General features: G+C 68.5%; 20 protein-coding genes. 17 read left to right on the top strand and 3 right to left on the bottom strand.

From position 1 onward, the window contains the following. Positions 1-176: 176 nt before the first annotated feature. Positions 177-662 carry a YlbF family regulator gene (locus NYE40_RS13125; RefSeq protein WP_153783716.1) on the top strand — a complete coding sequence of 162 codons (486 nt, stop codon included), beginning with the start codon at positions 177-179 and terminating at the stop codon, positions 660-662. A 16-nt stretch (positions 663-678) separates the two neighbouring features. Beyond that, complete coding sequence (locus NYE40_RS13120; RefSeq protein WP_339278549.1) at positions 679-1842, top strand: iron-containing alcohol dehydrogenase; 1164 nt, start codon at positions 679-681, stop codon at positions 1840-1842. A 70-nt stretch (positions 1843-1912) separates the two neighbouring features. Here NYE40_RS13120 and NYE40_RS13115 read toward each other — a convergent pair whose 3' ends face one another. Further along, complete coding sequence (locus NYE40_RS13115) at positions 1913-2527, bottom strand: biotin transporter BioY (protein WP_339278548.1); 615 nt, start codon at positions 2525-2527, stop codon at positions 1913-1915. Between the two features lie 170 nt (positions 2528-2697). Between NYE40_RS13115 and NYE40_RS13110 the strand changes: the two genes are divergently transcribed. The 10 genes from NYE40_RS13110 to NYE40_RS13065 all read left to right on the top strand — a co-directional run bounded on the left by NYE40_RS13110 (position 2698) and on the right by NYE40_RS13065 (position 15360). After that, entirely contained in the window at positions 2698-5367 is a 2670-nt protein-coding gene (locus NYE40_RS13110) for an ATP-binding cassette domain-containing protein (RefSeq protein ID WP_339278547.1), read from the top strand. A gap of 141 nt (positions 5368-5508) precedes the next feature. After that, positions 5509-6762, top strand: a complete 1254-nt coding sequence (locus NYE40_RS13105; protein WP_339278546.1) for an MFS transporter — start codon at positions 5509-5511, stop codon at positions 6760-6762. A 259-nt stretch (positions 6763-7021) separates the two neighbouring features. Continuing rightward, entirely contained in the window at positions 7022-8023 is a 1002-nt protein-coding gene (locus NYE40_RS13100; RefSeq protein ID WP_339278545.1) for a DUF4184 family protein, read from the top strand. A gap of 342 nt (positions 8024-8365) precedes the next feature. Next, on the top strand, positions 8366-9829 hold the full coding sequence (locus NYE40_RS13095; RefSeq protein ID WP_101809203.1) for a HAMP domain-containing sensor histidine kinase: 1464 nt from the start codon (positions 8366-8368) through the stop codon (positions 9827-9829). Then, complete coding sequence (locus tag NYE40_RS13090) at positions 9826-10515, top strand: response regulator transcription factor (RefSeq protein ID WP_101809202.1); 690 nt, start codon at positions 9826-9828, stop codon at positions 10513-10515. The genes NYE40_RS13095 and NYE40_RS13090 overlap by 4 nt, the downstream gene beginning before the upstream one ends. Before the next feature lie 81 nt (positions 10516-10596). Then, a complete protein-coding gene (locus NYE40_RS13085) occupies positions 10597-13803 on the top strand; it encodes an efflux RND transporter permease subunit (RefSeq protein ID WP_101809201.1) in 3207 nt (1068 codons plus the stop codon). A 130-nt stretch (positions 13804-13933) separates the two neighbouring features. Then, complete coding sequence (locus NYE40_RS13080) at positions 13934-14314, top strand: DUF3889 domain-containing protein (protein WP_043110847.1); 381 nt, start codon at positions 13934-13936, stop codon at positions 14312-14314. 40 nt (positions 14315-14354) lie between these two features. Next, positions 14355-14666 (top strand): YbjQ family protein, encoded by a 312-nt coding sequence (locus NYE40_RS13075; RefSeq protein WP_028597348.1) that lies wholly within the window; start codon positions 14355-14357, stop codon positions 14664-14666. Continuing rightward, complete coding sequence (locus NYE40_RS13070) at positions 14666-15052, top strand: DnaJ family domain-containing protein (RefSeq protein ID WP_028597347.1); 387 nt, start codon at positions 14666-14668, stop codon at positions 15050-15052. Before NYE40_RS13075 ends, NYE40_RS13070 begins: the two co-directional genes overlap by 1 nt. Continuing rightward, positions 15049-15360, top strand: a complete 312-nt coding sequence (locus tag NYE40_RS13065; protein WP_174817712.1) for a rhodanese-like domain-containing protein — start codon at positions 15049-15051, stop codon at positions 15358-15360. Before NYE40_RS13070 ends, NYE40_RS13065 begins: the two co-directional genes overlap by 4 nt. A gap of 97 nt (positions 15361-15457) precedes the next feature. On the opposite strand, the gene NYE40_RS13060 is transcribed toward NYE40_RS13065, so the two are convergent. Continuing rightward, positions 15458-17032, bottom strand: a complete 1575-nt coding sequence (locus NYE40_RS13060; protein ID WP_153783710.1) for a GGDEF domain-containing protein — start codon at positions 17030-17032, stop codon at positions 15458-15460. 231 nt (positions 17033-17263) lie between these two features. Here NYE40_RS13060 and NYE40_RS13055 point away from each other — a divergent pair, with 231 nt between their 5' ends. After that, positions 17264-19492, top strand: coding sequence for a heavy metal translocating P-type ATPase (locus tag NYE40_RS13055; RefSeq protein WP_153783709.1), 2229 nt, complete (start codon positions 17264-17266; stop codon positions 19490-19492). 143 nt (positions 19493-19635) lie between these two features. Continuing rightward, a complete protein-coding gene (locus tag NYE40_RS13050) occupies positions 19636-20541 on the top strand; it encodes a glycoside hydrolase (protein ID WP_339280052.1) in 906 nt (301 codons plus the stop codon). 359 nt (positions 20542-20900) lie between these two features. On the opposite strand, the gene gluQRS is transcribed toward NYE40_RS13050, so the two are convergent. After that, positions 20901-21866, bottom strand: coding sequence for a tRNA glutamyl-Q(34) synthetase GluQRS (gene gluQRS / locus NYE40_RS13045; protein WP_101809199.1), 966 nt, complete (start codon positions 21864-21866; stop codon positions 20901-20903). A 128-nt stretch (positions 21867-21994) separates the two neighbouring features. Here gluQRS and NYE40_RS13040 point away from each other — a divergent pair, with 128 nt between their 5' ends. From NYE40_RS13040 to hrpB, 3 genes are all read left to right on the top strand, one after another. After that, complete coding sequence (locus tag NYE40_RS13040; protein WP_153783707.1) at positions 21995-23017, top strand: hypothetical protein; 1023 nt, start codon at positions 21995-21997, stop codon at positions 23015-23017. 66 nt (positions 23018-23083) lie between these two features. After that, positions 23084-24034 (top strand): magnesium/cobalt transporter CorA, encoded by a 951-nt coding sequence (corA, locus tag NYE40_RS13035; RefSeq protein ID WP_028597342.1) that lies wholly within the window; start codon positions 23084-23086, stop codon positions 24032-24034. A 35-nt stretch (positions 24035-24069) separates the two neighbouring features. Continuing rightward, positions 24070-26733, top strand: coding sequence for an ATP-dependent helicase HrpB (gene hrpB, locus NYE40_RS13030; RefSeq protein ID WP_101809197.1), 2664 nt, complete (start codon positions 24070-24072; stop codon positions 26731-26733). The last annotated feature ends 22 nt before the right edge of the window (positions 26734-26755 follow it).

The raw sequence follows: 26755 nt of genomic DNA, 5'->3' as shown, positions 1-26755 counted from the left end.
GCGCCTTCCACGCGGGAAGCCGGAGCCGCACGCCATCTTCGGCCGATGCGGCTGCCCGGACCGGGCAGTCGTTTTTATGTCCGCGGAGTGGTATAATGTGGACTTGGACAACCAGATCTAGCGGCCCAGGCGCCGCATGGCTCTACATACACGTCAGCAGACAGGAGCGATAGACAATGGCAGAACAGCATACATCGGCGCTCAAGCCGGGACAAGTGCATGACCACGGACCGAACTGCCCCGTCGAAGTGTACGATACGCGGGACCTTCTCGTGCGCGAGGACATCATGCAAAAGGCGCGCGAGCTCGCCGGACTAATCTTCTCCTCCGACGAGGTGCAGCAGTTCCGCAAGGCCGAGGATCAGATCAAGGGCAACGAGCGGGTGCAGAGCCTGATGGCCGGACTGAAAAAGAAGCAGAAGGAGCTTGTCGCCTTCGAGCAGACGTTCAAAAATCCGACGATGGTGCAGAAGATCGAGGGCGAGATGGACGCCCTCCAGAACGAGCTCGACGGCATCCCGATCGTCAGCCAGTTCCAGCAGAGCCAGGCGGACATCAACTACCTGCTGCAGATGGTCGTCTCGATCATTCAGGATACAGTGGCGGAGAAGATCACGCTCGACGGCGCCCGTCCGGAAGATCCCGAAAGCTGCGACGAATAAAAGGAGGCGGGAGCGCATGAGACCATTCGTATTCCACAACCCGACGAAGCTCATCTTCGGCGAAGGCCAGCTGCAGCAGCTGACCAAAGAAGCGGACAAGCTCGGACGCAGGGTGCTGCTCGTCTACGGCGGCGGCAGCATCAAGCGCAACGGCTTGTACGACCAGGTGCTTGGCGTGCTGGCCGCTGCCGGCTGCAGCGTCGTCGAGCTCGCCGGCGTCGAGCCGAATCCGCGCCTGTCCACCGTCCACCGCGGAGCGGAGCTGTGCCGCGAGCACGGCGTCGACTGGGTGCTTGCCGTCGGCGGCGGCAGCACGCTCGACTGCGGCAAGGCGATCGCCGCGGCGGCGCGCTACGAGGGCAGCTTCTGGGACATCGTCAGCCGCAAGGCAGTCGTGCAGGAGGCGCTGCCGCTCGGCACGATCCTGACGCTGGCCGCGACCGGCAGCGAGATGAACAGCGGCTCGGTCATCACCAACGAGGAGACGCAGGAGAAGCACGGCTGGGGCAGCCCGCATGTGTTTCCGCGCTTCTCGATCCTCGACCCGGCGTTCACCGCGACCGCGCCCAAGGACCATACGGTGTACGGCATCGTCGACATGATGTCCCATGTGTTCGAGCAATACTTCCATCATGACGCGCTGACGCCGGTGCAGGACGGATTTTGCGAGTCGGTGCTGCGCGCCGTCGTCGACACCGCGCCGAAGCTGGTCGACGATCTCGCGAACCTGGAGCATCGCGGCACGATCCTCTACGCCGGCACGATGGCGCTGAACGGCGTGCTGGCGATGGGCACGCTCGGCGACTGGGCCAACCATGACATGGAGCATGCGCTGTCTGCCGTCTACGACATCCCGCATGGCGGCGGCCTGGCGATCCTGTTCCCGAACTGGATGACGTACGTGCTGGACGACAACGTCGGCCGCTTCAAGCAGTTCGCGGTCAACGTCTTCGACGTGGACACGGACGGACGCAGCGACCGCGCGATCGCGGAGGAAGGCATCCGCCGCCTGCGCGCGTTCTGGAGCTCGCTCGGAGCGCCGTCGCGGCTCGCCGACTACGGCATCGACGAGAGCCGGCTTGAAGAGATGGCCGGCAAGGCGGCCCCGGGCCGCAAGATCGGCAACTTCCGCAAGCTGGATGAGCAGGACGTTCGGAACATCTACCGCATGTCCCTTTGAGAGCATCGGCGGAAGCCAAAAACAGCCGCGCAGTTTGCGCGGCTGTTTTTTGTGCTGCGGCAACAGGCGCTTAAGCGGCTGCAGTCGGGCGGTCGGGACGATCGGCTGCACGGAGCAGCCGCAGCGACGGCAGATAGGCGCTCAGCGCGACGGCGGCTCCGGCGGCGACGACGTTTTTGAGCAGGTCGGGCAGCAGGAACGGGTAGCAGCCGGCGGCCATCGCCTCGGCAAGCGAGAGGCCGGTCGCCTGCATCAGCCAAGGGATGCCGACAACGTAGGCGAGCAGGGAGCCGAGCAGCTCGAGGACGGCGAACACGGCGAGGAACGTCAGCACGGGGCTGCGGCCGGAGAGGCGGACCAGCAGGCGCGGCACGATCAGGCCGATCAGCAGCGCGCACAGCGGAAACACCCACAGGAAGCCCGCCGTCGGTCCGACAAACAGCGAGAGCCCGCCTTGAAAACGGATGAGCGGCAAGCCGGTCGCGGCAAGTCCGTACACGAGCGCGATGCTGAGGAAGCTGTCTCTGGCGCCGAGGAACGAGCCGGCGATCGCGACGGCCATCGTCTGCAGCGTGAACGGAACCGGGGAGATGCCGATTTGGATCTGGACGGCGCTGAAGACGACGAAGAGCGCGGCGAACAGGGCGATGAATACGATGCGGCGAAGCGGAGATACAGTTGGCATTCGGAAATTCGCTCCTTTGAGGATATAACATTCGGATTGATAGGTTAACTTAAATCCGGTAGATTTGGTTAACAGAACGGATTGTAGCATAGCCGTTCCGGTTTGAGAAGCCGGTTCAGACGTTTTTTTGCGGATCGGGCGAAATAGGGGCAGAAGGAAGGTGCGGCTCGATGCGGAGCGCAAGCGAAAAAGGGGAACGGCTCGTCTGTTGGAACGGGCATGCCGTGCAGGCGGCCGCCGGGGGACAGCTGCGGACGATTATCGGATCGGCCAGCCTGGAGCTGCGGCAGGGAGACTGGCTTGCTCTATGCGGGAGCAACGGATCGGGAAAATCCACGCTGCTCCGCGAGCTGGCCGGCCTCGGGGCGCCGCCTGACGGAATCCGGCATCAGCGGACGGCTGCCTTTCCTTATGACGTTCGTCCGTTCGCCGTCGTGCTGCAGCAGCCCGACGCGGCGCTTGTCGGCTCGACGGCGAGGGAGGATCTCATCCTCACGCTCGAATACGCCGGCATGGAGGGGAGCCGGATTCTCGACGCGGCCGAGGAGGCGCTGGAGCGCTTCGGCCTGACGGCGCTGGCGGATACGCCCGCAGAGAAGCTATCCGGCGGCCAAAAGCAGCTCGTCGCGATCGCCGGCGCGGTCGCGGCCGGCTCGCCGGCGCTGCTGTTCGACGAGGCGACGTCGATGCTGGACGCGGAATCGGCGCGGCTCGTCCTTCGTCAGGTGCGGCAGCTCCATCGGGCCGGGGCGACGGTCGTCTGGTGCACCCAGCGGCTGGAGGAGCTGGAGAGCGAGGATCGGGTGCTGGCGATGGCGGATGGCAGCATCGAATATTCCGGGTCTGCCGAGGCGTTTTTCAAACGGACGGGCGGAGAGGCTTCGGCCTGCGAACGAGTCGGATTGGCCGCTCCTTATCCCGTGCGCGCGGCATGGGCGCTGCAGGAGCGGGGCGTGCGCCTCGACCGGCTGCCGCTGCGGCTGGAGGAGCTGGCGCCGGAGTTCGAGGCGTCCGCGGATAGCCGCGCGGAAGCGGCGGCAAGCAGTCGGAGGAATGCCGCAGCGGAGGCGCTGCCGGCATCCGCCGGGATGCAGCGGCATGAGGCGGACGGCGCAGAGCGGGAAGGAGCTGACCCTTTGCGCTTCGCCGCAGAGGAGCTGATTGTGGAGGGGTTCCGTCCCGACGCGGCCGCTCCTGGAAAAGGGGAGCCGACGGAGCTGCGGCTGCCGCCGGGACGCATCCTGCTGCTCGCCGGCAGCAACGGCTCCGGCAAGTCGACGCTGCTGGAGTCGCTGGCCGGCTTGCGCGAGCCTTCGTCAGGGTCGATCCGGTACGGTTCCGAGCCGCTCTGGCTCGGCAAGAGGCCGAACCGGGCGGCGCTGCTGCAGCTCGGAGCGACGCTGCAGCAGTCGGAGACGCAATGGTTTGCGCGGACGGTTCGCGAGGAGCTGGACTACTCCGCGCGGCCGTTCCGGCTGCCGCCGTCACGGCGCTCCGCCGCCATCGCGGATTCGCTGCGGCGGGCCGGCTTGCCGGAACGTCTGCTGGAGCAGGATCCGCTGACGCTGAGCGGCGGCCAGCAGCGCCGGCTCGCCCTAGCCTGCGCGCTCGTCGGCGGGCCGGAATGGCTGCTGCTCGACGAGCCGGCGGCCGGACTTGACGCCGAAGGACTCGAACGGCTGACGGAGCTGCTGCAGCGGCATCGGGCGAGCGGAGGCTCGGCGATCGTGTCGGCGCATAGCCTCGCCGCGCTGCTGCCGATAGCCGACAGCGTCGCCGTCATGGAAGACGGCAGGCTCAAGGAGCTGCTGCCCGCGCCGGAATATGCTCGCCGGCTGGCGGAGCGCGGGGATCGGTCCGCTCCGCCGCCGCTGCTTGCGGCGGCGCGCTTCGGCGCGGCGGCGGACGGCAGGCTCTGGCTCGAGCCGGAGGAGCTGGCGGAGCGGCTGGCGGCGGACGGCCCGGTCCGGACGGAGCTTGCCGCTGCGACCGGCATCGCCACCGCGCCCGGCATCGCCGCCGCGAGGACGACGGACGGCGTCCCGGCCGGCCAACCGTCCGCGCCGCGCCGGTCCGGGCCTGCGCCTGTCGCCGCCTCGGCGGAGACGCGCCTGCCGGACAGCGGCCTGCCCGATCCGCGCGCGTTGATCGCGTCGTATCTGCTGGTCGGCGCCGGCATCATGGCGCAAGACCGCTGGCCCGGCCTGCTGCTCGCGCTGGCTGGGGCGGCGCTGCTGGCGGTCGTCCAGCGCGAGCGCATCGGCCTTTATTTGCCGCTGGCGCGCGGCTATGCCGTCTTCGCGCTGACGCTGGCGGCCGTCGCGGGCATCCAGCTGTCGCCGCCAGCCTTCGATGCCGCGGCCGCGGCGCAGACGCTGTTCAAGCTGTCTCGCCTGTTCGCCGTCCTGCTGCTCGGCCTGCCGCTGCTCTCGCTGCTGCCGCCTTTCCGGCTGCAGCGGGCGGCGGACCAGCTGCTGCGGCCGCTTGTCCGGTTCGGCGTGCCGGTATCGCGGCTGACGCTGTCCATCTCGCTGCTGTTCCGCTTCCTGCCGCTGCTCGCCGGCGAGTGGCGCCGCTACAGCCGCATCGCCGCCGCCCGAGGCAAGCTCGCCGCTCGTCCAGGCAAGGTCCCGGCGGCAATGCTTTCCCGCATCGTGCTGCCATTTCTGCTGTCGCTCATCCGGCTCGGCGACGCGGTGGCCGACGCGCTCGAGGCGCGAGGCTTCGGGCATGGCGCCGCAGTCAAGACGTCGGCGTTCCGGCTGCGGCTCAAGCGCCTGGACGCAGGGCTGCTGCTCGCCGCCTCGGCGGCCTGGGGGCTGCTGCTGGCGCTGCGCTAGCGGCGGAACGCGGCTAACGTCGCCAAATCGCGGCGGCGCAGCAAAAAAAGATGTACACGCCGGTTCCGTTGGAAGATAATGTGGATGCGGCCGGGCGAGGCGACGTGAGCCAGTCCGGCGAGATCAACCGAAGAAGCGAAGGTGCATCAAGTGCAAGCAGAAGGACGGCCAGGAAGGGCCCGTCTGCTGAAATTCGGCATGGTCATGAGCCCGCGAGTCTGGCTCAACGCGAGGATCGACCTTGCGGCGACCTGCCTGTTCAGCTTGTTCAACGTCGTCATGAACCAGTTTTTCATCACCTTCGCGCTCAAGCAGGGGGCGAGCAACGCGGAGGCGGGCCTGCTCGCCGCCGCGCCGGCTGTCGGGCTCATCTTCTCCCCGCTGTGGGCGGCGCTGATCGAGCGCAGCGGCAAGCCGAAGCCCTATGTCGTCCTGCCCAATCTGGTCGGACGGCTGCTCATCCTGCTCCCGGCCCTGTTCCCGGATCCGCAGGTGTACGTGGCGACGGCGTTCGCCTTCCAGCTGCTGATGGGCATCCAGGCGCCGGCCTACGCGGCCTTCCTGCCCAAGGTCTATCCGCCCGACCTGCGCGGACGCCTGATGGGCTACGTGCGGATGGCCTCCGGCGTGCTCATGATTCCGATGTCCTATCTGGTCGGCGTCTGGGCGGAGGCATCCGGCCCGTCGGGCCCGCTCGCGGCGGCATCGCTCATGGGCGTCGCCTCGATCCTGCTGTTCCAGAAGATGAAGCTGCGCAAGGAGCCGCCGCGGCGGACGGCGCCGCCGCGCTTCAGCCCCCGCTCCCAGTGGGAGCTCGTCAAAAGCAACCGTCCGCTTGCCGCGTTTCTCGGAGCGACGATGTTCGCCGGCTTCGGCAACATGCTTGCGTATCCGCTTTACCAGATTTTCCAGGTGTCCTACCTCGGCCTGTCCAACACCGAGATCGGCCTGACGCGCGTCGCCTACTTCACGGCGCTGCTGCTCACCTATCTGGTGGCGGGGCGCATGCTGGACCGCTTCGACATCCGCTATACGCTGCTCGCCGGCATCGGCGCCTATGCGGTCGTGCCGATGCTGTACGGCCTTTGGGGCACCTACGAGGCGGTCATGCTCGGCAACTTCATCCAGGGCATGGGCGAGGCGATTTGGGACATCGGCATCCTGGCGTTCATTTTCCGACTTGCGCCTGGGCGCGAGGGAGCCGTCTTCTCGATCCACCTCATGCTGTTCGGCATCCGGGGCACGGTCGGGCCGCTGCTCAGCACCGGCCTTTCCGGCCATCTGACGCTGAGCTGGATGCTGCTGTTCGCCTCGGTTTGCGGCTGGATCGGCACGCTGCTGTTCGCCGGAGGCATGCTGCGCCGTGGACGAGGCGAGCCGGAGAGCGCAGGCTGAATCCGTGATGAGAGCGGCCGGAGTCCGGGCATCGACGCCCAGGCTCCGGCCGCCGCTTTTGTTTTTCATCCGGCAGCAGGCTGTCTGCCGCTCGCCCGGAGCGCATCCGGCGAAGCGGCGCGACGCGCCGGCATCCCGTCGGCCTCCGTTCGGAAGAAGCTTTTTCCAGCCGCCGCTCGTCATAGCAGAAAAGAGGCCGCCGGCATCCCGAGACCGCGGAGGAGGGCGGCGCTCGGGTCCAGGGGGAAAGGAGGCCGCCATGCCGTTCACATTCTCGCATCCGCTGTTCGCCGTTCCGCTGCGCCGGCTCGCGCCGAGCCTCAGCCTGTCCGGCCTGCTGCTCGGCAGCATGACGCCGGACATGGAGTATTTCGTCGCCATGGAGCCGTTCCGCTCCATCGGCCACTCGTGGCAAGGCTTCCTGCTGCTCGGCGTGCCGCTCAGCATCGCCGCCGCTGCCGCCTGGCGCTTCGTGCTCGCGCCGCTGCTGCCGAGGCTGCTGCCGGCCGCGCTGCGGCTCGACCGCTACGCGGCCGACCGGCTCGCCGAACGGCGCGATCCGCTGCTGACGCCGCGCGCGGCCGGCTGGTTCCTGCTGTCGCTTTATATCGGCTTCCTCAGCCATCTGCTCGTCGACGGGATGACGCATACGCATGGCTGGTTCGTGCTGTGGCAGTCCGACCTGATGCACGCGCGTCATGCCGGGCTGCCGCTGTATCGCTGGCTCCAGTACCTGTTCTCGCTGCTCGGCCTGCTCGCCGGAGCGTGCTGGCTCGCGGCGGACTACGCGCGCTGGCGACGCGCCTCCCGCGCGGCGCGCCCGGCGCGTCCGGCTGTCCGGCCGCTCGCCAAGCTCGGCGGCTGGACGCTCGCCGGAGCGTGCGGCCTGCTGCTGTTCGCGCCCAAGCTGCTGCTCGCCCCGTCGCCGGACAATCCCGTGCTCTGGCTGGTCGCCGCCTGCAGCTCGCTGCTGTTCGGACTGTTCGCCGCCGGGCTGCTGCTCCGTCCGGGCCGCATCCTGCGCAAGCTGGCCGGCGCCGCGCTCGTGCCGCTGCTCGCGGCGGGCTACAAGGCGGCGGCGATGGCGCGGGACATCGGCGGGCCGATGGCCGCATCCGACCTGCCGCTCTGGATCGGCTACGTGTGGTTGCTCTCGATCGCCTTCGTCGCGCTTTCTGCGGTGCCGTCCGGGCGCGCTGCCGCCGCCGGCGCGGGCGGTGCCCGTAGACGCTCGGAGAGCCGGTCCGGCCCCGCCGTTTGAAGGACCCTCCGAGGGTCCTTTTTTAGCGAAAAGGGACTTCTTCGGGGCGTCCCTCGGCGGCCGGGCGCGGGGCTCCCTAGCGCCAAATTCACCCGTGAGGGAGCCTTTTCGCGTCTGAGGGGCTCCCTAGCGCCAATCGTTATCGGCAGTTGGATCGGGACCGCGCGGTCAGGTCAGGGATGTTTTTGGCTCCGCAGCCGTCCAAGCCTGTTCCTCCGGCATCCATGATGAAACGGATGGAAATGGTTTATACTTTTGTAAGAATTGCGTCCGCAATCGTTTAGATCTGTCGGTTACACTGGTTATGGCGCAGCAGGACCGAAAGCTTCAGGGGGTGATCCGATGTCGATCCGCATCAGGCTGCTGCTGTCCTACATCGCGATGGCGGCCATTCCAGTCGTGCTGCTCGGCATCTTGACGATGTTCGTCATCTATCTGCTCGGCTACGAGGACATGCGCGACTTCTTCGAGAAGAACCGCGACAAGACGTACCGCCAGTCGGTGCAGCTCGGCGAGATGTGGTACGTGCTGAACCACGATGCGGACAAGCTGCTCGACGCGTCCTACGTCGCCGACATCGACGAGCGGCTCGAGACGGTCGGCAGCGGCTTCGTGCTGACGATCCCGGGCCGCGGACTGTACGTCTCGGGACTGGCGGAGGCGAGAAAGGATCCGCAAGCCTGGTTTTCGGACCGCAAGGGCCATTCCGTCGACATGACGGTCGGCGGCTTCTCGTACAGCGTATTCACGACCGGCTTCCGCTTCGGCGACGGAACCGCGTCGGAGGCGGCGCTCATCTTCCGCAAGGACGACATCCCGGTCATCTGGCAGCCGGTGAGCGGGCTCGGCCTGCTGCTGCTCGTCGGGCTCGTCAGCGTGTTCATGACGGTCGTCGTCTCGCGCAGCATCGTGCGGCCGCTGTCGACGCTGCGCGACGCCGCGCTGTCGCTCAAGGAGGGCAATCTCGAGCCGGTGCCGCTGCCCCGCTCGCGCAACGAGCTCGGCGAGGTCGGGACGGCGTTCGAGGAGATGCGGCAGCGCCTCAAGGATACGATCCAGCAGATGCAGCAGTACGAGGAGAACCGCAAGATGCTGCTGTCGCACATCTCGCATGACCTCAAGACGCCGATCACCGCGATCAAAGGCTACATCGAGGGCATCATGGACGGCGTCGCCAACACCCCGGAGAAGCAGGAGAAGTACATCCGCACCGTCTACGCCAAGGCGGACGGGATGGACCGGCTGATCGACGAGCTGTTCCTCTATTCCAAGCTCGACCTGCACAAGGAAGAGTTCCACTTCGCGCGGATGGACCTGCGGGCGTTCGTAGTCCACTATATGGAGGACCAGCACTTCGAGATGGAGAAGCGGGGCATCGCGCTGGCCGTGAAGGCCGGCGAGTCGCCGCTGCCTGTGCGGGCGGATGCGGAAAAGCTCAGCCGAGCGCTCGGCAACATGCTCGACAACAGCGCGAAGTACATGTCGATGCGAGGGCCGGATCGGAGCGATCCGCCTGCCGTATCGGCGACGCTGGAGGCGCGCGGCGGCTTCGCCCGCCTGACGGTCGAGGACAACGGGCCGGGCATCGAGGATGCCGCGCTGCCGCATCTGTTCGACCGCTTCTATCGGGCCGAGCTGTCCCGCAGCTCGGAAACCGGCGGCAGCGGCCTCGGCCTCGCGATCGTCCGCCAGATTGTGGAGGAGCACGGCGGCAAGATCGAGGCGGCCAATCGTCCGCATGGCGGAGCGGCGTTCGTCATCGAGCTGCCGCTCGCCGCGGACCGGGAAAAGGAGGCTCAGCCGTGAAGAAGATCCTCATCATCGAAGACGAGAGCTCCATCGCGGAGCTTCAGCGCGATTATCTCGAAAGCTACGGGTTCGCCGTCAGCATCGAGCATCGGGGCGACAGCGGGCTGGAGCGGGCGCTCAACGAGCGGTTCGACCTCATCGTGCTGGATGTCATGCTGCCGATGCTCGACGGCTTCGAGATCTGCCGGCGGATCCGTCAGGACAAGGAGGTCCCGATCCTGATGATCACCGCCCGCAAGGAGGATATCGACAAGATCCGGGGCCTCGGGCTCGGCGCGGACGACTACATGACCAAGCCGTTCAGTCCGGGGGAGATGGTCGCGCGCGTGAAGGCGCACTTGAGCCGCTACGACCGTCTGACCGGACAGTCCGGCGCCGTCCAGGAGCAGATCCGCGTGCGCGGGCTGCTCATCGACAAGGCGTCGCATCGCGTATTCGTCAACGGCGAGGAGAAGGGCCTCACGAACAAGGAGTTCGAGCTGATTCAGCTGCTCGCCTCCCATCCGGGCAAGGTATACAGCAAAGAGGAGCTGTTCGAGCGCATCTGGGGCTACGACTCGCTCGGCGACATCGCGACGGTGACGGTGCACATCCGCCGCCTGCGCGAGAAGCTGGAGGAGTCGCCGTCCGAGCCGAAGTATGTCGAGACCGTCTGGGGAGTCGGCTATCGGCTGCGCGGGTAGGGGGAGCATCGCGGCTGCGGCCGCGTTGACCATAGAGCAACGATATTTTTCGCTTGATAGAGAAAAGGAGTGGATGTCGGCTTGAAGAGCATCATCAATTTTTCCTTGAACAACAAGTTCGCGCTATGGATCATGACGATCATCGTCCTGTTCGGAGGCGTCTACGCCGGCACGAACATGAAGATGGAGACGCTGCCGGACATTACGGTGCCGATCGTCAGCGTGACGACCGTCTATCCGGGGGCTTCGCCCGAGGAGATCATGAACGAGGTCACCTTGCCGATCGAGCAGGCGACCCGCAATCTGGACGGCGTCAAGGACGTCATGTCCACCTCGATGGAGAACGCCTCGTCGATCATCATCGAGTACGACTACAGCAAGGATATGGACAAAGCCCAGGACGAGGTGCGCAAGGCGCTGGACGGGCTCGACTTCAAGGAGGGCATCCAGGATCCGGGCGTGTCGCGGATCAGCCTGAACGCCTTCCCGGTGCTGTCGCTCAGCATCTCCAGCGACTCGCAGGATCTGGTCGCGCTGACCAAGACGGTCGAGGACGAGATCCTGCCGGAGCTGAAGTCCGTGGAGGGCGTCGCGTCCGTGCAGATTTCCGGCCAGAACGTGACCGAGGCGGAGCTCAGCTATAAGGCCGAGGAGCTGGCCAAGTACGGCCTGACCCCGGAATCGGTGCAAAATGCGATCAAGGCGGCCGCCGTCAGCGTGCCGCTCGGCATCTTCCCGTTCGGCGACGCCGAGAAATCGGTCGTCGTCGACGGCCGCGTGCTGACCGAGCAGGATCTGCTGAACGTCGAGATCCCGCTGCTGCCGTCCGCCGCAGGCGGAGCCGGAGCTGCCGGCGCGGGTGCCGGCGCGGGCCAAGGCGGCGCAGCGCCAGGCGGTGCCGGCGCAGAGGCTGGCGCAGGCCAAGGCGGCGCAGCCGGAGCAGCTGGCGGAGCGGCGGCAGGCGGCGTCAAGCTGCCGACCGTCAAGCTGAGCCAGGTCGCCGACGTGACCGTGCTCGATAAGGCGGAATCCATTTCCCGCACGAACGGGAAGGACGCGATCGGCGTCTCGATCGTCAAGGCGGCCGACGCCAACACGGTCGACGTCTCCGACGCCGTATCGGAGCGCATGGCCGAGCTGGCCGGCAGCCATGAGGGGCTCAGCTCCACGGTGACGCTCGACCAGGGCAAGCCGATCAAGGAGTCCGTCGAGACGATGCTGTCCAAGGCGGTGCTCGGCGCGGCGTTCGCGGTGCTCATCATCCTCATCTTCCTGCGCGACCTGCGCTCGACGATCATCGCGGTCGTCTCGATCCCGCTGTCGCTGCTGATCGCGGTGCTCGTCCTGCAGGAGATGGACATCACGCTCAACATCATGACGCTCGGCGCGATGACCGTCGCGATCGGGCGGGTCGTCGACGACTCGATCGTCGTCATCGAGAACATCTACCGGCGCATGGCGATGTCCGGCGAGAAGCTGACGGGCAAATCGCTCATCCTCGAGTCGACGCGCGAGATGTTCGTGCCGATCCTCGCCTCGACCATCGTGACGATCGCGGTGTTCCTGCCGCTCGGCCTCGTCACGGGCCCGATCGGCGAGATCTTCCTGCCGTTCGCGCTGACGATCGTCTTCGCGCTGCTCGCCTCGCTGCTCGTCGCGATCACGATCGTGCCGATGCTCGCCCACATGATGTTCCGCAAGGGACTCAAGGGCACGAAGCACGAGGACAAGCCGAGCCGCTTGGCGAACAGCTACAAGCGCCTGCTCAACTGGACGCTCGACCACAAGGGCATCAGCTTCGGAGCGGCGACGCTGCTGCTCGTCGGCAGCCTGTTCCTGTTCCCGCTCATCGGCGTCAGCTTCATCCCGAATACGGGCGACAACTCCATGATCGTCACGTACAACCCGGCGCCGGGCGAGAAGCTGGAGGACGTGGAGAAATACGCGCTGGACGCGGAGAAAAAGCTGCTGGAGCGCGAAGGCGTGGAGATCGTGCAATACTCCATCGGCGGCGGCAACCCGCTGAATCCGGGCGCTTCCAAGCAGGCGCTGTTCAACCTCCGGTACAGCTCCGACTACAAGGAGTTCGACGCCGAGAAGGAGCGCGTCGTCGAGCTGCTGCAGGAAAGCGGCAGCAAGGGCGAATGGAAGCAGCAGGACTTCACTGGCGGCGGCCTCGGCGGCAGCAGCCTGACCGTCACCGCCTTCGGGCCGGACATGGCGGCGCTGGAGCCGGTCGTATCCGACCTCAAGCAGAAGCTGGACGGCATCGAGCATCTGACCAACCTCGATACGAGCCTGTCGGAGACATATGAGCAGTACCGCATCGTCGCCGATAAGAAAAAGCTCAGCGAGAACGCGCTCAGCGCCGGCCAGCTGGCGATGGCGCTCAGCCCGGTCCGCGAGCGTCCGCTCGTGACGACGATCGAGAAAGACGGCAGCAATCTGAACGTCTACCTCAAGACCGAGGAGCGGACGTACGCGGACAAGGCCGCGCTGGAGAACACGCCGATCGTCACGCCGCTCGGCACGACGGTCAAGCTGTCCGACGTCGCGACGATCGAGGAAGGCACGTCGCCGAACACGATCACCCGCAAAGGCGACCGCGTCTACGCCGACGTGACGGCCGACGTGACGTCGAGCGACATCAGCAAGGCGTCGCGCGACGTGCAGGCGGTCATCGACGGCCTGCAGCTGCCGGCGAACGTCGACGTCGAGATGGGCGGCGTGACCGAGGACATCAACGAGTCGTTCCGCCAGCTCGGCCTGGCGATCCTCGTCGCGATCGCGGTCGTCTACCTCGTGCTCGTCATCACGTTCGGCGGCGCGCTGACGCCGCTCACGATCCTGTTCTCGCTGCCGTTCACCGTCATCGGCGCGCTGGTCGGCCTGCTGATCGCCGGCGAGACGGTCAGCGTCACCGCGCTCATCGGCATGCTCATGCTGATCGGGATCGTCGTCACGAACGCGATCGTGCTCATCGACCGCGTCATCCACATGGAGCGTGACGGGCTGAGCGTGCGCGAGGCGCTGCTCGAGGCGGCAGGCACGCGCCTGCGTCCGATCCTGATGACCGCGCTCGCCACGGTCGGCGCGCTGCTGCCGCTGGCGTTCGGCTTCGAGTCGGGAGCGCTCATCTCCAAAGGACTCGGCGTGACCGTCATCGGCGGCCTCATCAGCTCGACGCTGCTGACGCTCATCATCGTGCCGGTCGTGTACGAGTTCCTGAACCGCCGCCGCGCCAAGCGGCAGCGCGATGGCGTCGCCGCCTCTCCGGCTGCGGAATGACGGCTCCCGCATCCCGCCCTCTTGGGCAGGATGCGCGGATCCGCCGCGACAGCGAGCATCCTGCCCTCATCGGGCAGGATGCTTTTTCTTTTCACGGGAAAAGCTAGGGAAAACGAAAGGAGGCGGGCGCATGAAAGCGATCCTGACAGGACTGGCGGTCGGAACGGGGCTGCTGGCCGCCGTTGCGGGCAGCGCCTGCGCGGCGGGGGCGTCAGCGGAGGGGCCGGCAGGGGGAGCGGTCCCGGCGCTTGTCGCAGCGGCGCCTTCGCATGCGGCTCCTGCCTATGCGAGATGGGGCAGGCTCGCGGTCGAGCAGACGATGAAGAAGTATGGAGCCGGCATCCGGGACTACCGCTACGAAGGAGCCTTTCCGGGCCAAAGCGGCTCGGTGGAGCATCGCTTCAAGCTCGTGCTCGAGCCGAAGTCCGGCGTGCCGGCGGCGGTCGTCTGCCGCGTGCGGGTTGAAGAGGGCCGGCTGCTGGAGGTAGAATGGACGGAGAGCGCTCCGTGAGGAGCGCCGGGCAGCCGATATCCAATGAGGAGGAAGCGATATGCTGATTACGACGACGCCGTCCGTAGAGGGCCGGCCGATCCGCGAGTATGTGGGCATCGTGAACGGAGAGGCGATCATGGGAGCGAACGTGGTGAGGGACTTCCTCGCTTCGATCACGGATGTGGTAGGCGGCCGCTCCGGCGCTTACGAGGGCAAGCTGAAGCAGGCGCGCGACATCGCCATCGAGGAGATGCGCCAGCAGGCGTCGAGCCTCGGCGCCAACGCGATCGTCGGCGTCGATCTCGACTACGAGGTCGTGCGCGACGGCATGCTGATGGTCACCTGCAGCGGCACGGCGGTCCGCCTCTGATGGACTTCCTCTACCGGATCGCCGAAGAGAAGATTCGCGAGGCGATGGAGAGAGGGGAATTCGAAGGGCTGGCAGGCAAAGGCAGGCCGCTCGAGCTCGACGATCTGGCGCATGTGCCGGAGGAGCTGCGAGCCGGCTACCGCATGCTCAAAAATGCGGGCATGGTGCCCGAGGAGGTGCAGCTCTCGCGCGACATCGCCAGCCTGAACGGCTTGCTGGCGCTATGCCGCGACGAGGAGGAGCGCCGCAGCCTCGGCCAGCAGCTGTCGCTCAAGCGGATGCGGCTGCAGGCGCTGTCCGGCTCCCGCGGCTGGGACCACTTGGCCGCGCATGCGGAGTATGGAGCTAAAATCAGGGAGAAGCTGGAAGGGGAATCGGAGCAGTGAGCAAGGTGCAGACGACAGAGGAGCTGCTGAAGCGGCTCGAGCAAGGCGAAGCGATCAATCTCGTGGACGTGCGCGAGGACGAGGAATGGGAGGACGGGCATATCGCCGAGGCGCGCCATGTCGCGCTTTCGCGCCTGCAGGAGAGCATGGACGAGCTCCGTCCGGAGGACGGCACGATCTGGCTCATCTGCCGCAGCGGCGCGCGCAGCGGACGCGCCTGCGACTATCTGAACGCGATCGGCTACGACGCGGTCAACGTCGAGGGCGGCATGCTGTCCTGGCCGGGGGAGATCGTGACCGGGCGCTAGGATGGGGATCGTTGAAGTGAAAAAGGGACGCAGGCGGAATTTTCCGCCTGCGTCCCTTTACGTTTTTATGCCGCGCTGCGCGGCGGCTTCCATGGCTTCAAGCGAAGGAGGAACTTCCCGTGCCTTCGTCCAGCGTGACCCGGTTGCGTCCGGCATCCTTGGAGCGGTAAAGCGCCCGGTCGGCGCGCCCGATCAGCTCGGCGGCCTCGGCCGTCGCCCCGGAGCCTTCGCCGGAATCCGGCGATGCCGCTCCCGCAGCCGAGTCCCGGGCGGCGCCGGACTTGCCTGCGGCAGCGGCTCCGGCGGCGGACGCGGCGGCGGCTGGCCGCGTCTCTTCCCGAGGCTGGCCCGTCTCGATCGACGCGACGCCGATGCTGAGCGTCACGCTGGGGGCGACTCGCGACTGCTCATGGAGCATCGCGGCCTCCTCGATGGCCCGCCGGATCGCTTCGGCGGCCTGCACCGCGTCATGGCTGCCGGAGCCGGGCAGCAGCACGGCGAATTCCTCGCCGCCGTAACGGGCCGCGGAAGCCGGGCCCGGGGCGATCCGATCCTCGATGAGCCGCGCGGTCTGCTTGAGGATGCGGTCCCCTTGCTGATGGCCGTAATGGTCGTTGTACGCCTTGAAAAAGTCGATGTCCAGCAGCAGCAGGCTGAACGGGGCGCCGGTGCGGCGCGACTCGGTCAGGTGGCGGGCGAGCAGCTCGTCGAAGCGGCGGCGGTTGGCGATGCCGGTCAGGCCGTCGAGCTGCGACAGCCGGCTCAGCTCGTCGTTGAGCGCATGCAGCTCCTCCTGCGTCTGCAGCAGATCCTCCTGATGCCGGGCAAGCCGGACGTAGAGCCGGTTCACCTCATAGATGATCGCGCAGATGATGGCGAAGGCGGAGACGAGCGAGTTGACCCGCGCGAGATACCAGCCGAGCGAGTAGCGGGCGCCGGCGAATACCGTGAGCGTGATGTCGAGCATGAAGGCGAGCATCGCGACGGTCAGCCACAGGTTCAGCACGGTGCGGCCGCGCTGCAGCGTCCAGAGCAGGACGAGCGCGATGGCGCTGAACAGCCAGATGACCGGTCCGATCCCTTGGCTGAGCAGCGGCGTGAACCTGCTCTCGTCGAGCAGGATCGGCAGATGGTCATGGGCGAGCAGCGCGACGAGCGTCAGCGCCGTCACGAGCGCGATCGATGCCGCTCCTGCCAGCAGGGCGAGGGGCATGCTGCCCCTGCCTGGCGGGCGGCCGCGCTCGAAGCGGGCGACGGCCAGATAGGCGATGAGGCCGATCGGGAATCCGGCATGCCAGAGCGTCCAGAGCCAGACGGAAGTTTGCGGCCCGGCTCCGAACAGGCCATTCTCGCTGAAGACGCCGGGAAACGTCAGGATATGCGGCACGATGATGAGGCCGCTGTACAGATACGTCGCGGCGAGGACGAGCGTCGCCCGGCTGCCGGCGGCGCGGTACTGGCTGAACAGCAGATGCGCCGTCAGCAGGTCGGCGAAGATGAACCAGGCGATGAACGCCGGCAGGAAAGGCTGGATCGTGCCGATCGGATGCTGCCCGAAGGGCAGCGCGGCGATGGAGATGGCGGCGAGCAGCGCGGCAGAGACGGCTGCGGCTGTCCGCTGCTTGGCGCTGGAGGGGAGCTGCAGCAGCTGGGTCGTCATTCGGTCGGTCATGTAGAGGAAAGCTCCTTCTTGTTGTCCTAGTGGCGCTTGGCTGCGCCTTCTCCCCTATATCGGCAGGAAGGACGAAATGTTGCTCCTTCGGGAGAGGCCGCGGGCAACTTTTGCGCTGCATCCGCATAATTCGGCCCGATGGCGCCATAGAGTAGGGTAAGCGATTCTATGAATCTAGGGAAGGCTGCGAGAGTCTGAGGCCAGGCCGTGCGGCGAAGGGAGAGGCTGGAGATGGAAGGAAACAAGGGAACGGCTCTCGATCTGGGCATCCAGGGGATGAGCTGCTCGGCATGCGCGGTCCGCATCGAGAAATCGCTCGGCAAGCTCGGCGGCGTGCAGGAGGCTGCGGTCAGCTATGCCTCCCGCCGGGCCTGGATCCGCTATGCTCCGGACGAGCTCGAGGCGGAGGCGATCAAGGAGCGGATCCGCCGGCTCGGCTTCGGCGTCTCGGATCCGGGCGACCGGAGCGCCGAGTACGCCGCGATGCGGACGCTGCGCTTGCGGCTGCTCGTCTCGGCGCTGCTGACGCTGCCGCTGCTGTGGGCGATGGCCGGGCATTACGCGGCCCTTTCCTTCCTCCCGCTGCCGGATTTCATCCGCAGCGGCTGGGTGCAGCTCGGGCTGGCGACGGCGATCCAGTTCGGCGTCGGCCTGCCTTTCTACCAGAATGCCTGGAGCGCGCTGCGGGCCGGCAGCGCCAACATGGACGTGCTCGTCGCGCTCGGGACGTCCGCCGCCTATCTGTACAGCCACTATGTCGTGTTCGCCCATGCCTCCTCCTCGGGCGCGCATCCGGACGGCATGCTCCCGCTGTACTTCGATACCGGAGCGGTCGTCATCACGGCCGTGCTGCTCGGCAAGTACATGGAATCCCGCTCGGCGGCGCGGGCGCTGCGGGAGAGCGACGGCTACGCCAAGCTCAAGGCGGAGGAGATCACCGTGCTGCGGGCCGAGGAGGCGCGGCGGGTGCCGGCATCGAGCGTCCGCGACGGAGATATCGTGCTCGTCGCGCCGGGCGGCCTCGTGCCGGTGGACGGGCTGGTGACGGGAGGGCAGTCGGAGGTCGACGAATCGCTGCTGACGGGCGAAAGCCGCGCCGTCTCCAAGCGTCCCGGCAGCCGCGTCTGGGCGGGCACGACGAACCGCGGCGATACGCTGCGCATCCGCACCGAGACGACCGGCGAAGGCACGCTGCTGAGCCGGATCGACGCGCTGCTGCGCCAGGCGCAGGCGTCCAAGACCGGCATCCAGCGCAAGGTGGACCGCATATCCGCTCGGTTCGTGCCGCTCATGCTGCTCGCATCCGCCTTGACCTACGCCGCCTGGGCGCTCTGGCTCGCTCCGGGAGACGGCTCGCAGGCGGCGCTGAGCGCGCTGGCGGTGCTGCTCGTCGCCTGTCCGTGCGCGCTCGGGCTGGCGACGCCGATCTCGCTCGTCATCGCCTCCGGCAAGCTGGCGCGCCGCGGCGTCATCGTCAAGGAGGCTTCGGCGCTGGAAAGCTTGGCCAAGGTGGAGGTCGTGCTGCTGGACAAGACGGGCACGCTGACCGAAGGCAGGCCTTGCGTCGCCGGCATGCAGCCCGCGCCGGGCTGGAGCGCTGCCGCCGTGCTGAAGCTGGCCGCCGCCGCCGAAGCGGAGTCGCCGCATCCGTATGCGGCGGCCGTCCGCGAGGAGGCGAGGCGCCGCGGGCTCGTGCCGCCTGCCGCCGACAACCGGATCGAGTGGACGGGCTACGGCGTAGCCGCGGACTGCGTGGAGGGGCGGGTCGCCGTCGGCGGCAGGCAGCTGGCCCAGCAGGAGCGCTGGAGCGGCATGAAGCGGGCGGAGGACTTCGCGGCGATCCGCGAGGCGCAGGGCGAGACGGTGCTGTTCGTCGCGCTCGGCCGCGACTGCATCGGCGCGCTCGCGCTCGGCGACCGGCTCAAGCGGGAGTCGCCGGAGGCGGTGCAGGCGCTGCGGATGGCCGGGCTGGACGTCTGGCTGGCGACCGGCGACAGCGCCGGACCGGCAGCCGCCGCGGCGCGGGAGGCGGGCATCGTCCGCTGGAAGGCCGGCATGCTGCCGGAAGACAAGCTGCAGCAGATCCGCGCGCTGCAGCGCCAAGGGCGCGTCGTCGCGATGGCCGGCGACGGCTGGAACGACGCGCCGGCGCTCGCGGCGGCCGATGCCGGCTTCGCGATGGCCGGCGGCACCGACGCCGCGCTGGATGCCGGCCATGTCGCGCTGCTGCGGCCGAGCCTGACGGGCATCCACGGCGCGATCGCGGCGAGCCGGCTGACGATGCGCAACATCAAGCAGAATCTCGGCTTTGCTTTCCTCTACAATGTCGTCATGGTGCCCGTCGCCGCCTGCGGCCTGCTGGAGCCGTGGATGGCCGGAGCGGCGATGGCGCTCAGCTCGGTCACTGTCGTGGGCAACGCGCTGCGGCTGTCCGGACGCCTAGCGCGCGAGCTCCGCTAGGACGCGGGCCGCGCGCCAGGCTGCGGCAGAGGCTGCGGCAGGCAGGAATCCGCTTTCAACGTGCAGAAGGAGATAGCGGAGCAGCCGGCAAGCGGGCGAGGGCAAGCCCGCTTGCCGCAGCGAAGAGGAGGCGTTCGGAAGTGATGATGTTCACGGACCTGGACCGGGGCAGGCCTTTCGCCAAGGATCCTGCGGTCGTCAAGCATGGCGGAAGATATCTTCTCTACTACTCGATCGGGCCGCAAGCCGGCACGGACGATGCCGGAGCGTGGGGAATCGGCATCGCGGCCAGCGAGGATCGGGTCAGCTGGAGCAAGCTCGGCGAAGTGCCGCTGGAGCAGCAGTGCGAGCGGAACGGAATCTGCGCGCCCGGGGCGGTCGTGCTGGACGGGAGGATCCATCTGTTCTATCAGACGTACGGCAACGGGCCGCTCGACGCGATCTGCCACGCGGTGTCGGAGGACGGCATCCGCTTCGAGAAGAACGGCTCGAACCCGGTGTTCCGCCCGACAGGGCAGTGGAACAACGGCAGGGCGATCGACGCGGAGGCGATTCCGTTTCGGGGCAAGCTGCTGCTGTACTTCGCCACCCGCGATCCGCAAGGCAGGATCCAGCTGCAAGGAGTCGCCGCCGCGGAGCTGGATTCCGGATTCGGCCGGGAAGCCTGGACGCAGGCCTGCGACGCTCCGATCCTCCGGCCGGAGCTTCCCTGGGAGGAGGAATGCATCGAGGCGGCTGCGGTCTGCGAGCGCGACGGCAGGCTGTACATGTTCTACGGCGGCGCCTACAACAACCGCCCGCAGCAGATCGGCTGCGCGGTCAGCGACGACGGCATCTGCTGGACGCGGCTTTTCGACGAGCCGTTCCTGCCGAACGGGGAGCCCGGCAGCTGGAACTCGAGCGAGTCCGGACATCCGTTCCTGTTCACGGACGAAGACGGGCGGACGTACTTGTATTATCAGGGGAATGGCGACATGGGGCGCTCCTGGTACTTGTCGATGACCGAGATCGGCTGGCGGGACGGACTGCCTTTCCTGATCTCGGGCTAGACGAGGCTCGGCTTTTACGGCGCGACTGCGGGCAGGTCGAGCGCGGCCAGAGGGGCCTAGATGGCGAAAACAGGCGTTTTGCGGGCGGCCAAGAGGGCCGCCGCCGCAAAACGCCTGTTGGGCTTGGCTAGGGCGTGTTTGCAAACACGCCCAGGGCATCTATCACCGCCTTTTTGCCCCCTGCTTTGCCACGCAGACTCGACGTACTCCAGGTACGCCTTCGCCTACGTTCCTCGCAGGGACCAAAAATTCGGATCTATCGGCTTCCTTCGGAGTAGTCAAACACGCTCTAGGCCAGCATCGAGAGAGGCGGCTGGTCCGCCTCAAGCCCCTCAAGCGCCCCAAGCTCCGCATGCGCCTCATTCGCCGAGCATGCCGCGCAGCTCCTCCTCGCGCACGACGACCGGCTCGAGCGGCAGAGGCCGCTCCCGCGCCGCCTCGATCAGCTCGCTCGGCATGACCGGCTCGGCCCGCTCGAGCAGGCCGCTCCAGCGGGCGAGCAGGCCGACGACGCGCTCGGGCCGCACGCCGGCCTCGCGCAGCGCCTGCAGCGAGATGCCGCCGTGGCGCTTGGCAAGCCGTTTGCCGTCCGGCCCCATGAGCAGCGGCACATGCGCGTAGCGCGGCGCCGCATGGCCGAGCGCCTCGAGCAGCAGCAGCTGGCGCGGCGTCGAGTCGAGCAGATCGCTGCCGCGCAGCACATGAGTGACGCCCATGGCGGCATCGTCGACGGCGACCGCGAGCTGGTAGCTGAAGATGCCGTCCGCCCGCCGCACGACGAAGTCGCCTCCCGCTCCGGGCGCCGTCTCTTGCGGCCCGGCGACTTCGTCGTCGAAGCGGACGATCCGCTCCGGCGGCACGGCGAACCGCAGCGACGGCTGCTTGCGCCGCGCGCGCTCCTGCCGCTCCTCCTCGCTCAGGCAGCGGCAGGTGCCGGGATAGGCCGGCCCTTCCGAGGCCAGGCCATGGGGCGCGCTCGCGACGGCGGCCAGCTCGGCGCGGCTGCAATAGCACGGGTACAGCAGCCCCTGCGCGCGCAGCCGCTCCAGCGCTTCTTCGTAAAGAGGGAGCCGCTCGCTCTGCGTGTACGGTCCGCGCGGGCCGCCGCTGTCTGGCCCCTCGTCCCAGTCGAGTCCGAGCCAGCGCAGGTCGCGCAGCGCCGCCTCGGCGTAGTCGGGCCGCGAGCGCGGGCCGTCGATGTCCTCCATGCGGAGCAGGAACGAGCCGCCGAGGCGGCGGATCTGGAGCCAGGCGAGCAAGGCGGTGCGGGCGTTGCCGAGATGCATGAGCCCCGACGGAGTCGGAGCGAAGCGGCCGGCGGTCATCGGTTGTCCCTCCTCGCGGCGGAAGCCTGCGGCTCCCGCGAATTCAACTTCGGGCTTGGGCGCGCCCGGTCTGACTGGTATGATAGCATGAGAGATTGCGGGCTGCAATTCGAGAGGAGAGGACGACGATGGACGACAGGACGACAGATCGCGGCCATGGAGCCGCCGGGCCGGACGGGCCGGACGCGTCGGACGCGACGGTCGCGGAGCGCGTCCGCGAGCTTGGACGGCGGCTGGACGAGGCGCTGGAGGCGGAATCGGAGCAGCGCGTGCTGGAGCGCAGCCGCGAGCGGCTCGATCGCGAGATCTGGCAGCTGGAGCGGCGGCAGGCGGAGCGTCTGGTGCGGCACGGCAAGGAAGCGGCGGACGTCGAGCGCCTGTCGCAGCGCAGCTGGAGCTCGATCTGGCTGCGGCTCAGCGGAGGCTTGGAGGAGCAGCTGGAGCTGGAGCAGCTGGAAGCCGAGCGGGCGGCCGCCGAGGTCAAGGAGGGCGAGGCGGAGCTGCAGGAGCTGCGCGAGATGCTGGCGCGGACGAGCGTCCGGCTCGGAGAGCTCGCTCCTGCGGCGGGCGGCAGCGAGGCGATCCGCAGCGAGCGGGAGCGGCTCGTCTTGAGCGCGTTCCCCGCCGTCGCCGCCGGCGTGCGGGAAGTCGACGGCCAGCTCCGCGCCAGGCAGGCGCTGCTCGCGGAGCTGCGCGAGGCGATTCATGCGGCGGGCGCGCTCGTCTCGCAGCTGGAGCGCGCGGTGGACCGGCTGGAGTCGGCGGCCGCCTGGGGCACGTACGACATGCTCGGCGGCGGCGTGATCGCGACAGCGGCCAAGCATGGCCGGCTCGACGAGGCGCAGGAGGCGCTGGTCGGCGCGCGCTCGGCGGCGCGGCGGCTGCACAAGGAGCTGGCCGATGTCGGCGAGGCCGCCTCGTTCGACATCGCGATCAGCGACGGAGCCCGGCTCGGCGATTATTTGCTGGACGGGCTGTTCATGGACTGGCATGTCCAGGGCAAGATCAACGGCGCGAGGGATAGCAACGAACGCCTGCTGGGCGAGGCTCGCCAGCTTCGGCGGCGGCTGGAGACGGAAGCGGGCAAGGCCGAGCGGGAGCTGGCGGCGCTGCGCGCCCGCCGCGCGTCCCTGCTGGATTCGGCGGGATGACGGACCGGAGGCCGTCCTCCCCAAGCGATGATTTAGGAAGCGAATCAATAGAATGGAGCTGCGAGCATGCTGCGCATCATGGCGATGGATTCAACCGGCCGACTCCGCAAGGATGTCGGGCTGGACGAGCTTAAAACGATGGACCCGGTCTGGTACTGGGCCGATATCGGACAGCCGGAAGAGGCCGAGATCCGGCTGCTGGACGAGTATTTCCATTTTCACCCGCTGGCCATCGAGGACTGCCTGCATCTGCTGCAGCGGCCGAAGGTCGACCATTACGAGGACGTCCATTTCTTCGTCCTGCATGCGCTGGAGGCGGAGACGCTTCAGGTGCAGGAAGTGAACCTGTTCCTCGGCCCGAACTTCGCGGTGACGTTCCGCTTCGCCGCCTGCGCCGAGATCGACGCGGCCTGGCAGGCGGCGGCCGTGCATCCCAAGCATCCCCGCAGCGGCCATCTGGCCGTCGCGCACGCGGTCATGGACCGGCTCGTGGACCGGTATTTCCCGTCGATCTACGAGCTGGAGGATCAGCTGCTCGACGCCGATCCCGGCAGCCGCGGCTATTCCGACCGGACCGGCATCGACGGGGTGTTCGCGATTCGCAGCAAGCTGCTGCGCCTGCGCAAGACGATCGTGCCGATGCGCGACCTGCTGTACCGGATGACGACGATCGAGGCGATTCCCGGGCTGAAGGAGTTCCGGGCCTTTTTCCACGACATCTACGACCATCTGCTCAAGCAGGCGGAGACGCTGGAGGCATGCCGGGACATGACCGCGGACATGCGGGACAGCTACATGAGCTACAGCTCCAACCGGATGAACGGCATCATGAAGACGCTCACCGTCATCACGACGATCTTCATGCCGCTGACGTTCCTCGCGGGCATCTACGGCATGAACTTCATCCATATGCCCGAGCTCGAGTGGCGCTACGGCTACTTCGGCGTGCTGGCGGGCATGGGGCTGATCGCGTCGGGCATGTTCGCCTGGTTCAAGCGCAAGGGGTGGTTCGACTGAGCGGAGCGGGCAAGCCTACGGAAAGAGGTGGGACGATGGAAGGATCAGGCAGGCTGCCGGTCGACGAGATCCTGCCGGGACTGCTGGACGCGCTGGAAACGCAGGGCCGGGCCGTGCTCGTCGCGCAGCCCGGCGCGGGCAAGACGACGCGCGTGCCGCTCGCGCTGCTCGGCGCAGGCTGGCTTGGCGGGCGCAAGGTGCTCATGCTCGAGCCGCGGCGGCTCGCCGCGCGCTCGGCGGCGGCGTACATGGCCCGGCAGCTCGGCGAGGAGCCGGGAGGCACGGTCGGCTATCGCGTGCGGCTCGACACCAAGGTCGGGCCGCGCACGCGCGTCGAGGTCGTCACGGAGGGCATCCTGACGCGGCTGCTTCAGGAGGACCCGGCGCTGGAGGCGTACGGAGCGGTGCTGTTCGACGAATTCCACGAGCGGCATCTGCACAGCGACCTCGGCCTGGCGCTTTGCCTGCAGTCCGCGGCGCTGCTGCGCGAGGACCTGCGGCTCGTCGTCATGTCGGCGACGCTGGACGCCGGCCGCGTGGCGGAGCTGCTCGGCGGAGCGCCGGTGCTGGCGAGCGAGGGGCGCCAATATCCGGTGGAGACGCGCCATCGGCCTCGGCCCGCGGGCTCGCGGCTGGAGCAGGCGGCGGCCGCGGCGGCGCTCGAGGCTCTGCGCGAGCAGGAAGGCGACGTGCTCGTGTTTTTGCCGGGCATCGCGGATATCCGGCGGACGGAGTCCGAGCTGCGGCGGGTCGGACTGCCGGCTGGCGTCGACGCGCGCCAGCTGCACGGCGGCATGCCGCTGCAGGCGCAGGACGAGGCGGTCGCCGCCTGCGCGCCCGGCAGGCGCAAAATCGTGCTCGCGACGTCGATCGCGGAGTCGAGCCTGACGGTCGCCGGAGTGCGGGCCGTCGTCGACGCCGGGCTGATGCGGGTGCCGCGCTTCTCGCCGCGCACCGGCATGACGCGGCTCGAGACGGTGCCGGTGTCGCAGGCGTCCGCCGACCAGCGGCGCGGACGCGCGGGGCGCACCGCGCCGGGCCGCTGCTGGCGGCTGTGGAGCGAGGAGGCGCATCGGCTGCTGCCGGCCTACGGCACGCCGGAGCTGCTGGAGGCGGATCTCGCGCCGCTCGCGCTGGAGCTGGCGGCGTGGGGAACGGCCGATCCGGCGGAGCTGGACTGGCTGGACGCGCCGCCGTCCGGCGCGTACGAGCAGGCCTGCTCGCTGCTGGAGCGGCTCGGCGCGCTCACGGCGGAGCGGCGCATTACGCCGCACGGCCGGCGCATGGCCGCGCTCGGCGGGCATCCGCGGCTCGCGCATATGGCGCTGGAGGCGGAGCGGCTCGGCTGGAGCGAGGCCGCCTGCGAGCTGGCGGCGCTGCTCGGCGAGCGCGATCTGCTGCGCGGCGAGCGCAGCGCCGACCTGCGGCTGCGCGTCGAGGCGCTGCGCGCCGCCGGCCGCGGCGGCGGGAGCGGCGGCGATCCGGCGCTGGCCGCCGCCGCTGCGCGCATCGCGGCGGAAGCGCGCCAGTGGCGCCGCTCGCTGGAGGCGATGCGCCGGGACGGCTCGGCGGCGGAGCGGCGAGCGGCTGCTTCGGCGCCGGGCGCGGACAGGCGAAGGGCCGCTCCGGCGGCCGGAACGGAGCGGACGCCGGGCGGCGAAGCCGGGCGGACGGCAGGCGAGGCTTCGCCGCGCGGCAGCTCCATGCCGTCTGCCGCGCGCGGGGCGGAGCAGCCGGACATCGGACTGCTGCTCGCGCTCGCCTATCCCGACCGGATCGCGCAGCGGCGCCCGGACGGACGCTATGTGCTGGCGATCGGCCGCGGAGCGGCGCTGGCGAATGTCCAGCCGATCTCCTCGTCCGCCTATCTCGTCGCCGCCGATCTCGACGATGCCGGGACGGAAAGCCGGATCGATCTGGCCGCTCCGGTCGAGCTCGCGGCGCTGGAGGCGCTGCTGCCGGAGCTGTTCGAGCCGGAGCAGACCGTCGAATGGGATGCCGCCGCGCAAGCGGTGCGCAGCCGCAGACAGACCCGGCTCGGCGCGATTGTCGTGCGCGAGGCGCAGCTGGACCGTCCGGATCCGGAGCGGGTGACGGCGGCGCTGCTTCAGGGCATCCGCAGCGAAGGCTTGCGGCTGCTGCCGTGGACGCGCCAGACGCGCCAGCTGCAGGCGCGCATGCAGCTCATGCATGCGGTGCGGCCCGACTGGCCGGACGCGTCCGACGAAGTACTGCTCGCGACGCTGGAGGACTGGCTGGCGCCGCATGCCGCCGGCATTCGCAGCGCCTCCGGCTTGCAAAAGCTGCCGCTGGCCGAGGCGCTCGACTCGCGTCTCGGCTGGGAGCGGCGCAGGCAGCTCGACTCGTATGCGCCGACGCATTTGACGGTGCCGAGCGGCTCGCGCGTTCCGGTCGATTACAGCGATCCGCAGGCGCCTTTCCTCGCGGTGCGGCTGCAGGAGCTGTTCGGAATGAAGGAGACGCCGCGCGTCGGCGGCGGCCGGCTCCCGGTCGTGCTGCATCTGCTGTCGCCGGCGCAGCGCCCGGTGCAGGTGACGCGCGACCTCGAAAGCTTCTGGAGCACGACGTACTTCGAGGTGCGCAAGGAGCTCAAGGTGCGCTATCCGAAGCATTACTGGCCGGAGAATCCGCTGGAAGCCCAGGCGACGAGCCGCGTGCGGCCGAGGAGCCCGGGCTGAGCGAGGGGCAGGAGAGAGGGGG

Source organism: Paenibacillus sp. FSL W8-1187 (genome assembly GCF_037965485.1).
GTDB lineage: Bacteria > Bacillota > Bacilli > Paenibacillales > Paenibacillaceae > Paenibacillus_O > Paenibacillus_O pasadenensis.
Note: the sequence above shows the minus strand (reverse complement) of the source record. Positions and strands in the feature narration are given on the sequence as shown.

Coding starts and splice junctions, on each gene's coding strand:
- NYE40_RS13125 (WP_153783716.1), top strand. CDS start 177: ATGGCAGAACAGCATACATCGGCGCTCAAGCCGGGACAAGTGCATGAC.
- NYE40_RS13120 (WP_339278549.1), top strand. CDS start 679: ATGAGACCATTCGTATTCCACAACCCGACGAAGCTCATCTTCGGCGAA.
- NYE40_RS13115 (WP_339278548.1), bottom strand. CDS start 2,527: ATGCCAACTGTATCTCCGCTTCGCCGCATCGTATTCATCGCCCTGTTC.
- NYE40_RS13110 (WP_339278547.1), top strand. CDS start 2,698: ATGCGGAGCGCAAGCGAAAAAGGGGAACGGCTCGTCTGTTGGAACGGG.
- NYE40_RS13100 (WP_339278545.1), top strand. CDS start 7,022: ATGCCGTTCACATTCTCGCATCCGCTGTTCGCCGTTCCGCTGCGCCGG.
- NYE40_RS13095 (WP_101809203.1), top strand. CDS start 8,366: ATGTCGATCCGCATCAGGCTGCTGCTGTCCTACATCGCGATGGCGGCC.
- NYE40_RS13080 (WP_043110847.1), top strand. CDS start 13,934: ATGAAAGCGATCCTGACAGGACTGGCGGTCGGAACGGGGCTGCTGGCC.
- NYE40_RS13075 (WP_028597348.1), top strand. CDS start 14,355: ATGCTGATTACGACGACGCCGTCCGTAGAGGGCCGGCCGATCCGCGAG.
- NYE40_RS13070 (WP_028597347.1), top strand. CDS start 14,666: ATGGACTTCCTCTACCGGATCGCCGAAGAGAAGATTCGCGAGGCGATG.
- NYE40_RS13060 (WP_153783710.1), bottom strand. CDS start 17,032: ATGACCGACCGAATGACGACCCAGCTGCTGCAGCTCCCCTCCAGCGCC.
- NYE40_RS13055 (WP_153783709.1), top strand. CDS start 17,264: ATGGAAGGAAACAAGGGAACGGCTCTCGATCTGGGCATCCAGGGGATG.
- NYE40_RS13050 (WP_339280052.1), top strand. CDS start 19,636: ATGATGTTCACGGACCTGGACCGGGGCAGGCCTTTCGCCAAGGATCCT.
- gluQRS (WP_101809199.1), bottom strand. CDS start 21,866: ATGACCGCCGGCCGCTTCGCTCCGACTCCGTCGGGGCTCATGCATCTC.
- NYE40_RS13040 (WP_153783707.1), top strand. CDS start 21,995: ATGGACGACAGGACGACAGATCGCGGCCATGGAGCCGCCGGGCCGGAC.
- corA (WP_028597342.1), top strand. CDS start 23,084: ATGCTGCGCATCATGGCGATGGATTCAACCGGCCGACTCCGCAAGGAT.
- hrpB (WP_101809197.1), top strand. CDS start 24,070: ATGGAAGGATCAGGCAGGCTGCCGGTCGACGAGATCCTGCCGGGACTG.